Source organism: Neisseria sp. HMSC074B07 (genome assembly GCF_001810355.1).
Lineage (GTDB): Bacteria > Pseudomonadota > Gammaproteobacteria > Burkholderiales > Neisseriaceae > Neisseria.
On sequence record NZ_KV800878.1, the window covers coordinates 1 to 7906 of the forward strand.

General features: G+C 47.1%; 8 protein-coding genes. 1 reads left to right on the plus strand and 7 read right to left on the minus strand.

Features of this window, described 5'->3' with window-relative positions:
* Positions 1-135: 135 nt before the first annotated feature.
* The 4 genes from HMPREF2726_RS00575 to iscX form a co-directional block, all read right to left on the minus strand.
* A complete protein-coding gene (locus HMPREF2726_RS00575) occupies positions 136-726 on the minus strand; it encodes a LemA family protein (protein WP_009311368.1) in 591 nt (196 codons plus the stop codon).
* A gap of 430 nt (positions 727-1156) precedes the next feature.
* Entirely contained in the window at positions 1157-3433 is a 2277-nt protein-coding gene (gene metE, locus HMPREF2726_RS00580) for a 5-methyltetrahydropteroyltriglutamate--homocysteine S-methyltransferase (protein ID WP_070601869.1), read from the minus strand.
* Positions 3434-3569: 136 nt separating this feature from the next.
* Entirely contained in the window at positions 3570-4448 is an 879-nt protein-coding gene (gene metF, locus HMPREF2726_RS00585) for a methylenetetrahydrofolate reductase (RefSeq protein WP_016686752.1), read from the minus strand.
* 342 nt (positions 4449-4790) lie between these two features.
* On the minus strand, positions 4791-4988 hold the full coding sequence (iscX, locus tag HMPREF2726_RS00590; RefSeq protein WP_003742471.1) for a Fe-S cluster assembly protein IscX: 198 nt from the start codon (positions 4986-4988) through the stop codon (positions 4791-4793).
* Between the two features lie 260 nt (positions 4989-5248).
* On the opposite strand from iscX, the gene HMPREF2726_RS00595 reads away from it, so the two are divergent.
* A complete protein-coding gene (locus tag HMPREF2726_RS00595; RefSeq protein WP_009311365.1) occupies positions 5249-5860 on the plus strand; it encodes a hypothetical protein in 612 nt (203 codons plus the stop codon).
* Between the two features lie 95 nt (positions 5861-5955).
* Here the strand turns inward: HMPREF2726_RS00595 and HMPREF2726_RS00600 are convergent, their stop codons facing one another.
* From HMPREF2726_RS00600 to HMPREF2726_RS00610, 3 genes are all read right to left on the minus strand, one after another.
* Complete coding sequence (locus tag HMPREF2726_RS00600; protein ID WP_009311364.1) at positions 5956-6573, minus strand: hypothetical protein; 618 nt, start codon at positions 6571-6573, stop codon at positions 5956-5958.
* 75 nt (positions 6574-6648) lie between these two features.
* A complete protein-coding gene (gene fdx, locus HMPREF2726_RS00605) occupies positions 6649-6990 on the minus strand; it encodes an ISC system 2Fe-2S type ferredoxin (RefSeq protein ID WP_003764447.1) in 342 nt (113 codons plus the stop codon).
* A 60-nt stretch (positions 6991-7050) separates the two neighbouring features.
* Positions 7051-7851, minus strand: a complete 801-nt coding sequence (locus HMPREF2726_RS00610; protein ID WP_009311363.1) for a hypothetical protein — start codon at positions 7849-7851, stop codon at positions 7051-7053.
* Positions 7852-7906: the final 55 nt, after the last annotated feature.

Here is a 7906-nt window from a genome sequence, read left to right on the forward strand (position 1 = left end):
CCTTGTCCTGATTTAAATTTAATCCACTATAGTAAAGCACAGAATGGATGGATTCTGTGCTATTTCTATGGTTTGTGACATTCAGATTAAGACCAAATTACAACATTACATCCTGATCTATTTGCGCCACGTTTATCAAGCCATCAAGTGTTTGCTCATTTGCGGAACGCTGTTGTCCTCAAATTTAATCAGGCTGGCTTTCGCATGATAACCCAATACTTTGGCAACAAGTCCGCTCATGGTTTTTCTCAGCATACGGTTGTAGCGTTCTGCTGAGCGATTGTAGGCGCGTCGTGCGGATACTACATCGGTTTCGGCAGCGTCCAACATTTCAAGCTGACTTTTCAGGCCTTGATCGGGACGTTGTTTCAGGCTTTTTTCTAAAACTTCTTGCAGGGCGCGGAGTGAGTTGTTCAAGCTTGCTTCTGCGTTGCACAAGCGCGAAAGGGATTCAGGTGAAAATGATTTGGATGCTTGGGTCAATACGGCTTCAGCATCGCCACATGAGGACAATAAATTGCTGTCGACATTGTCATCTTCTCGTCCCAGATAAATTTTTGAAGCATCCAAAACATGTCTGACTGCCTGATGGCGGCATGCTAGGGCGATACGGAGTGCAACAAAAGATTCTTGATAATCTCTTTTGCAACGGTCTAATTTTTGTTTGAAGTTGAGTAGTAATACGGTCAGTATTACGGCGATGAAGATAAGACTGATGATTCCCATAGCGTGCATCCTTATTGTTTGTTGCTGTAATGTGTTGTTTGATATAGTGGATTAACTTTAAACCAGTACGGCGTTGCCTCGCCTTGGCTCAAAGAGACATTCTCTAAGGTGCTGAAGCACCAAGTGAATCGGTTTCTGTACTGTCTGTACTGTCTTGCGGTTTCATCGCCTTGTCCTGATTTAGTTAAGCCACTATAGTATGCGGATTTTGCTGTTTGTGAGTAGATACAGTTAGCCGCTGTTTTAATTTAGTTTCGTGTAATTATACCCTAAATAAATTATTTTGCCCATTAGTCATAAAAGATTATTGTGGAAGACAATGGGGAGGATAGGCTATGGAGGCTCAGTTTGATGGAAAAATGAAATATTAATTTGGTAAAAAGGTCGTCTGAAAATGTTCAGACGACCTTTTGATTACGCTAGTTCAAACTTATTTTGCCAATTCGGCACGCAGTTTGTGGGTAACGTTCATCATCACTTGGAGTTGTTCCAGAGTTTCTTTCCAACCGCGTGTTTTCAGACCGCAGTCTGGGTTTACCCACAGGCGTTCAACCGGTACGACTTCGATGGCTTTACGCAACAGGTGTTCCACTTCGGCTTCTGTCGGTACGCGTGGGCTGTGGATGTCGTAAACGCCCGGGCCGATATCGTTCGGGTATTTGAATTCGCCGAACGCAGTCAACAGTTCCATGTCGGAACGTGAAGTCTCGATGGTAATCACGTCGGCGTCCATAGCTGCGATGGCAGGCAGGATGTCATTGAACTCAGAGTAGCACATATGGGTGTGGATTTGTGTGCTGTCTTCGCAACCGGTAGAGGACAGGCGGAAGGATTCGCCTGCCCAGTTCAGGTAGGCATCCCAATCGGCACGTTTCAAAGGCAGACCTTCGCGGATGGCAGGTTCGTCGATTTGGATGACTTTGATACCTGCTTTTTCCAGATCCAATACTTCGTCGTTCAGGGCCAGTGCGATTTGTTTGCACACGGTAGAACGTGGGATGTCATTGCGGACGAAAGACCATTGCAGGATGGTTACGGGGCCGGTCAACATGCCTTTCATCGGGCGTTTGGTCAGGCTTTGTGCGTAAGTAGACCAAGCGACAGTCATGGCTTCAGGACGGCTTACGTCACCGAAGATAATCGGTGGTTTCACGCAGCGTGAACCGTAGCTTTGTACCCAGCCGTATTGGGTGAATGCAAAACCGCTCAACAATTCGCCGAAGTATTCGACCATGTCGTTACGCTCGGCTTCGCCGTGTACCAGTACGTCCAAGTCCAGTTTTTCTTGCTCTTCAACCACCAAGGCGATTTCTTTTTTCATCGCGGCTTCGTAATCGGCGGCAGACAGTTCGCCTTTTTTGAAGGCTGCGCGTGCTTGGCGGATTTCGGTGGTTTGCGGGAAAGAACCGATGTTGGTAGTTGGCAGCAGGGGCAGGTTCAACCATGCTTGTTGCGCTTTGATACGGTCGGCAAACGGTGATTTGCGTTGGTCTGCATTGGCAGGCAGGTCGGTCAGGCGTTTGGCAACGTCTGCGCGGTGGATTTCGCTGCTGTTGGCGCGTGAATCGGCAGCAGCTTGGCTGGCGGCGAGTTCTTCGGCAACGGAATCACGGCCTTCGTTCAATGCGGCTTTCAGAACGCGCAATTCTTGAGTTTTTTGCAGGGTAAATGCCAACCAAGAGTAGAGGTTGGGTTTGTTGGCTTTCAGTTTTTCTTCAACTGACAAGTCAAATGGAGTGTGCAACAGCGAGCAAGAGCTGGAAATCCACAAACGGTCGCCCAGTTTGGCTTTCAGGGGCTCGACAGTTTCCAAAACTTTGTTCAGGTTGGCGCGCCAGATGTTGCGGCCGTCGATAACGCCGGCAGACAGGACTTTGTCGTAGTCGGCAAATGCGTCCAGTTGTTCGGGAGCGCGTACCAAGTCGATGTGCAGGCCGTCAACGGGCAGAGCTTTCAGCAATGCGGCGTGTTCGGCAACAGAACCGAAGTAAGTGCTCAACAGGATTTTGGCGTTTACTTTGCTTAAAGTGGCGTAAACGTCTTTGTAGGCTTCCACCCATTCTTTAGGCAGGTCAACAGCCAAAGCAGGCTCGTCGATTTGAATCCATTCGGCACCGGCTTCAACCAAAGCATTCAGGATTTCAACGTAAACGGGCAGCAGTTTTTGCAACAGGCTCAGGCGGTTGAATTCGACTGCGCCTTTTTCTTTACCTACCCACAGGAAGGTCAGCGGGCCGACGATGGTCGGTTTGGCTTTCAGACCCAAAGCTTGGGCTTCTTTCAGTTGTTGAACGTAGTGTTTGGCGTTCGCTTTGAATTCGGTATCGGCGTGGAATTCAGGCACCAAGTAGTGATAGTTGGTGTCGAACCATTTGGTCATTTCGATGGCGAATTGGTCTTTGTTGCCGCGCGCCAGTTGGAAGAATTGTTCCAAAGACAGGTTTTGGCTGTCGAAGCCGAAACGGGCGGGAATCGCGCCAGTAGCGACTTGCAGGTCGAGGATGTGGTCGTAGAAAGTGAAATCGCCTACGGCAACGTAATCGGCGTTGGCGGCGGCTTGGTGTTTCCAGTTTTTTTCGCGCAGGTCTTTGGCGACGTCGAGCAGCTCTTGTTCGCTGATTTCTTTACGCCAGTATTTTTCTTGGGCGAATTTCAATTCACGGAAGGCGCCGACACGCGGGAAGCCTGAGAAATGTAATGTTGTCATGTTGAACTCTCCAGTTGGATTTTGTAAGGACCGGTTCAATCCGAATCGGTCGGTATTGTAAATCAGAATAGGGCGGATGGGGCGGCGTTTTGTTTTTCAGACGACCCCCTGAGGTCGTCTGAAACCGTTTTCGGCTTTAAGGACGCACGCCTAAAATATGGCAGATGGCGTAAGTCAGCTCGCTGCGGTTGAGCGTGTAGAAGTGGAAATCTTTCACGCCTTCGCGGGACAGGACTTTGACCATGTCGATGGCGATACTTGCCGCCACCAGATTGCGTGTGCCTTGGTCGTCGTCCAAACCTTCATACATTTGCGACAGCCATTTCGGGATTTTGACGTTGGTTACTTGCGCCATTTTGCCGAGTTGCTTGAAGTTGGTAACAGGCAGGATGCCGGGAACGATTTCGACGTCGATGCCCAGCATTACGCAGCGGTCGCGGAAGCGCAGGTAGCGTTCTACGTCGAAGAAGAATTGGGTGATGACATGGTTTGCGCCCGCATCGATTTTGCGCTTCAGATTAATCAGGTCGGCTTGTGCGGATTTCGCTTCGGGATGCACTTCGGGGTATGCCGCTACTGAGATGTCGAAGTCGGCGACAGAGCGCAGGAGTTTGACCAAATCTTCGGCGTAAAACGGTTTTTTCTCATAACCGGGTGGCTCGTCGCCACGCAGGGCGACAATACGGCGGATGCCGCTGTCCCAATAGTCTTTGGCGATTTGGCGCAATTCGTCGGGAGAGGCGTCGATGCCGGTCAGGTGCGGCGCGGCTTCCAAGCCGGTTTCCTGTTGGATGCGTTTGACGATGCTGTGCGTACGGTCGCGTTCGCCGGAGTTTGCGCCGTAAGTTACGGAAACGAATTTGGGATGAAGGGTTTGCAGGCGATGGATGGAGTCCCACAGCATGGTTTCCATTTGTTCGTTTTTCGGCGGGAAAAATTCGAACGAAACGTTGATGTCGCCCTTCAAGTCGGAAAGGCTGTTGTTTAACGCATTGATTTCTTTTGCGTAACTCATTGGCTGTGTACCTCGGTTGTCTTTTTTAAACGTTTTCAGGCTTGTATGATAAATTTGTCTTTTGTATGAGTCAAATTCAAAATTTTCAGAAAGTTTATGAATTATTTTAATGTGGCTGCCATTATGCTTGCCTCTATTCATATGAGGGCAAGCCGGGGAGAAAATACAATTCAGATATGTGGGAATATCTTGAAATTAAATGGATTTCAATGGCTTGTATTTTTGTTGGTAAAGCAAAAGCAATAAGATGTTTTGCGCTTGAGTTGGCTATCAACCCATTCAAACGTCGTCTGAAAAATTTTCAGACGACGTCTTGGTTTTTAGCTTGCAAATGATGTTGCCTCACTCAGCTTCTTCAATCCATGCCTGTTGTACGGCTTCGAGGATGCGTTCGCCGCAGCGTGCGGGATCGTCGTCGAAGTCGGGCAGCGCCATAATCAGGTCGCGCAGTTGGGTGAAGCGAACGGTTTTCGGGTCGATGCTGTCGCCGTGCAGGTCGTAGAGTTCTTCGGCGATGCGTTGGGTGTCTGTCCATTTCATGATGTCGTTCCTTTTGGAGTGTCCGAATGGGTTGATTCGGGATGGCTTGTTTAGGTTTTAATGCTTTGGGGAAAATTCGTGTCGGCAATGATTAATGCGTCTGAAATCGCATATGGTATTTTCCTATGTAATATTTTCAAGGCGTACGTTAATACATTTTTCTGACTTTCACTAAGGAAAATTTACACTTTGTCATGCAACCAAATCATTTGGAATGGTTCTTAAAGAAATCCATTATAGTATGAATAACAGGAAAATCGATGAACAACGCACTCAATGCCAAATTATCCAAACTTATTTACGCGCTCGCCTCCGATGATCCTAATTATCTTGCCAAAGCGGGGGTGTTCGACCGCCTGCTGCTGCTTATCCGCGAGCTTTATCAGATGTTGGATGATAGCGAAGGGCTGAAGCGTCTTTCCTTGCGCCTCCGTTATGGCAAGCGTTACGGCATGATTGCTTTGGATGCCGCCGCGCCGGGCGAAGATGCGGGCGCTTTGCGTTTGAAACGCTGGATGGTGTATTCGCGTATTGCGGAACGCATTGTCGGCTGCGGCAACGACGTGTCTGTTGCGCTTGACGATATGGCGGTGGAAAACGAAGAAGCAAAACAACGTTATATGGATGCCGCAAACGAAATCATCAAACGCTTCGGCTTGGCGGGATATGTCCCCGAACCGCCGAAATCCGTCACAACCGAAGCAAAAAACGAACCGGCACCGAAGCCCGAACCTAAGAGCATCATTACCCGTCATGGCAGCAGCCTCAGTATGCTGAACGCCAAAGGCAGAGTGGAAAATTATCCTGTTGCGCAAACCGTCGCTTCGATGAAAGTATCGCGCTTAAGGTTTGTCGTTCCACGTTCCAAATAAACGATTTGGCAGCGATTTGACGCAAGGTCGTCTGAAAACGGTCGGTAAGGCAGTTTCAGACGACTTTTTGTTTGCTTTTAAAGACGGTGTTATTGTTACTCCAAGGGAATAGCATGGTCAGACAGCTTCGTCCCCCCAAGTCCAAACTTTTTCAGAATGAAGGAAGACGGGTATTGATATGTTGTTATGTCTTTAAAGGCAGCGGGGTGCTTATACACAATGATTTCTTTTTTACAGGATTTTGTAATACAAGCTTCCTCGGAATTATTGATATCTCCCGAGCGTTCAAAAATGTTTTTAGATTCCGAATAGGCATAAAGATTATTACTTACTAAAACCTCTTTACCATTTTGAATCTTAGTTTTGGTAATGCCCAAGGATTTTAAATTGCTACCCTGATAGTATAAAAATAAAATCAAATGGCTCTTGTCTTGGATTGGTTTACAAGAGGTGAAGTAATCCCCATTTTCAACCGCAAGCCCAAAACGTTTTATTGGGGTTGTCCTGATACGGTAGCGGACAGGGCGCTTGATTTTATCAATCATGGCATTCAATTGCTTATTGCGATATTTGGTGTCGCCAACAATTTTTTCCATTGCCTTATCTACTTCTGCTTGGTTGTATTGATAGCAAGTCACTTCCTGCCATTTAGCATGATCGGCATAGGCTGTGTGCAGGAAGAATAGGAGTGAAAGCAAGGTTAAACGTTTCAACAATGAATCCCAAACTATTTGCTTTTGAAAGGTCGTCTGAACATTGCTGTATCCGTTTCAGACGACCTCTTTGCATCAATGATCTTCGCGCGCGTGGTTGATGGTGTATTTGGGGATTTCCACCACCAAGTCTTCGTCGGCAACCACTGCCTGACAGCTCAGGCGCGAGTCGGCTTCCAAGCCCCATGCTTGGTCGAGCAGGTCTTCTTCCAGCTCGCTCGGCTCTTCCAAACTGTCGAAGCCTTTGCGGATGATGACGTGGCAAGTGGTGCAGGCACAGGATTTTTCACAGGCGTGATCGACTTCGATGTCGTGGTCGAGCAGTACGTCAAGGACGGTTTTGCCTTCGGGCGCGTCTTCAATGACTGCGCCTTCGGGGCATAATACGGCGTGTGGGAGTACGGTGATTTTGGGCATTTTTATTGTCTCTTGTAATGAGTGGTTTGATAATGGTGGGGTTTAACAATAGTCTGTGTTCTATGTCCATTCGAATGTAAATAATGCAATCCGGCTGACGGGTTCGTAGAGCAGAATTACGTCATCTGCTCCGTTGGAGTATCCATATCCTGAGCATGAGGCAATATGGTAGAAAGGATTACCCTGGTGTTCTATGAATACGTTCCAATCCTTGTCTTCTTTTAGAGTGAAGGCGGGAGGAATGGGACTAGTATCTACCCAATTTCCACCTTTAATCACTCCGCCTAATCTATCAAGATATAGACCAGAATAGGCATTGTCGTAAGGCTCGTCGCCGTACAGTCCCTCTCGTTTTTCAAAATCTGATTTGTTCTTTTGATAGATTTGAACAGATTCATCGAAATACTTCAGTGCTTCTTGATAAAACTCTTCTTTACGCTTTTCCAGAATGTCTTTGTTTTCAAAAGCATTGGGATCGAAATCGGCGCAAAGTATTTGTTTTAAGTTCTCTCTGTATTGAGGACTGCGGGTGAAATAGCCTTCTTCTCCCAAAAATTCATATTTGTTATCGTCTGTCAAACGGAAAGCCAACCAGTTTTCACCAATAAATTCATTGTGGTAAGCAGGTGTGAAGCCACCTATATAGTATTCATAAGGTTCGATTGGGTTGATAAGATGGACGATTGTGCCACTCCATTCTGTTTTAAATTCTCCCAAATCTATACTCATCATGGGTAGGAAATGATTTTTTAGCCATGGCTGTTTTTCACAGAATACAGTTTCCGGTTCTGCAAAAGCAATGAGATTTTCATTGAGTTCGTTGACTTTTTCCTTGAATGGGAGATTTGTAAGTTTGTTCATGGTTTGCTCGTGCTGGGTTGGTCATTATAGTGGATTAAATTTAAATCAGGACAAG